Annotated in this window: 2 protein-coding genes and 1 pseudogene; 1 reads left to right on the top strand and 2 read right to left on the bottom strand. The window is 56.4% G+C overall.

Going from position 1 to position 1,763, the window contains the following annotated elements; translation table 11 throughout:
* Positions 1-237 (bottom strand): annotated as a pseudogene (locus WH5701_RS18165) (hypothetical protein); the annotation flags it as partial.
* The gene (locus tag WH5701_RS18715) at positions 234-809 is read right to left on the bottom strand and encodes a glutathione S-transferase family protein (protein WP_369791625.1); all 576 of its coding nucleotides are present in this window, start codon (positions 807-809) and stop codon (positions 234-236) included. The pseudogene WH5701_RS18165 and the gene WH5701_RS18715, both read right to left, overlap by 4 nt.
* Before the next feature lie 492 nt (positions 810-1,301).
* On the opposite strand from WH5701_RS18715, the gene WH5701_RS16045 reads away from it, so the two are divergent.
* Positions 1,302-1,763: aspartoacylase (locus WH5701_RS16045; protein WP_156776464.1), on the top strand; the 462-nt coding region annotated here is incomplete at its 3' end.

Raw genomic sequence — 1,763 nt, 5'->3', positions numbered from 1 at the left:
GAGTGGTCTTACATAGATATGGATCCAGTGCAGTGCTAAGCCGAGCCCGGCCATCAGTGGTAGAAGCCAAATCCAGGCCCAGCGATCCCCAAACTGCCACCAGTGCACGAGCGCCGCAGTCATCGCTAGCCCAGCGACAAGAAGTGAGATGCGATAGCGCTGCACCTCCAGCCGATCTGTTGATGTAATCGTGTAAGGGCCATAAACGCCTTCAAACTGCGGATCACCCGTTGTCATGCGTTCGCGATATCACTGGATACAAGTGTGGTCAGGTCTGGACCAGTGGGGACAATTCCACCAGGATTCAGCGGAAATAACGCTCCGAAGTAGTCATGTCGCCAAGCCTCGGCGTCACAACTTGCTTGGACACCCGGCTGCCTATATAAACGTCGTCGCCAATCCCAAAGTTTCGGGAACTGCCAGAGAGGACGCTGACTACAACCAAACAAGGGTGCGTAGACCATCTCCCAACGAATCAATGTGGGAAATAAACGCACGTCCGCCAAGGTGATTCGATCGCCACAAAGCCAGGGGCCCGATTGCCCCAGGCTTGACTCCACTTGATCGAGGGCTGCAAATAGTGCGGTTACGGCACGGTTGTATGCCGCTTGGTTGCGGGCAAAGCCGCAGCGGTAAACCCCATCATTCACATTGGGTTGAAGGAGTTCCTGCCAACGATGAATGCTGTTCTGCAGCTCTGGTGGTGCCAGGTCGGGGGCTTCCGCGTGGGCTGGCCAGCGGTTCAACACCTCTACGAGCTGGGCACTTTCGTTCCCCAAGATTTTGGGATGGATGGGGTCGATCAGCACTGGAACAGTGGCGCGATGGGAGGGAAGCGCGCCACAACGTTGATACCGCGCAAGCCAGCTGGTACCTCCCAACCATGGAAGAATGAATTGGCACCGTCCTGGCCTGGTGATCTGCAAAGGCCGTCAGAAGAATGAAGGCTCTGATCAAGCCCTCGCCATTTGATGGGACCCAGCCCAGGTGCGATGGGCCCATGGACAGCTGCGTCCAACAAGTAAATGGGGGCGTTGGTCTGGTCGGCGGGACTGCAAGTCCAAAGGGTCGGGGACTTGCGCCTCAAGGTGATCACTTTTGGGTCTGCTGTAGTTCCCGGCGGCATCGGCGGGACCAAGGCCGCCCATGAGCCTTTGCCATTGCCAACGCCAACCTGCTTTGGCTGCCATCACAACGATGGGTGGAATCGACATGGCTTTTGTCGTCGCAATGGCTGAGGTCGCGGAGACCTCAGCCATCTTGGCTCCATGCTTCAGTCAAACAAGATCTGTTTTGAGTTCATGGCTGCCAGCGATGTTCTGGTTGTGGCAGGGACCCACGGCAATGAGCTCAACGCTCCGTGGTTGTTGGAGCAATGGAATCATCAGCCTGATCTGATCAATTCCGCGGGTCTTTCCATTCAACGGTTGGTGGGTAATCCCCAGGCCCAGGCTGCGATGCGTCGTTACGTCGACCGTGATCTCAACCGAAGTTTCAGAGCGGATCTGCTTGAGCAGTCGGGTGGAGACTTGGAAATGCGTCGCGCGCGTGAACTGGTTGGGAGGTTTGGGCCAAAGGGAGACGAGCCCTGCTCCGTCGTGCTCGATTTACACAGCACAACGGCTGCGATGGGGTGTTCTTTAGTGCTTTATGGACGAAGACCTGCTGATTTGGCCTTGGCAGCCCTTGTTCAATCTGCCTTAGGGCTACCGATTTATTTGCATGAATCAGATTCGGCCCAGACCGGGTTTTTGGTTGAGCGG

Origin of the sequence: Synechococcus sp. WH 5701 (assembly GCF_000153045.1) — a bacterium.
In the GTDB taxonomy this organism is placed as follows: domain Bacteria; phylum Cyanobacteriota; class Cyanobacteriia; order PCC-6307; family Cyanobiaceae; genus Regnicoccus_A; species Regnicoccus_A antarcticus.
The sequence above is the reverse complement of the archived record's forward strand: the minus strand, read 5'-3'. Positions and strand labels throughout refer to the sequence as shown.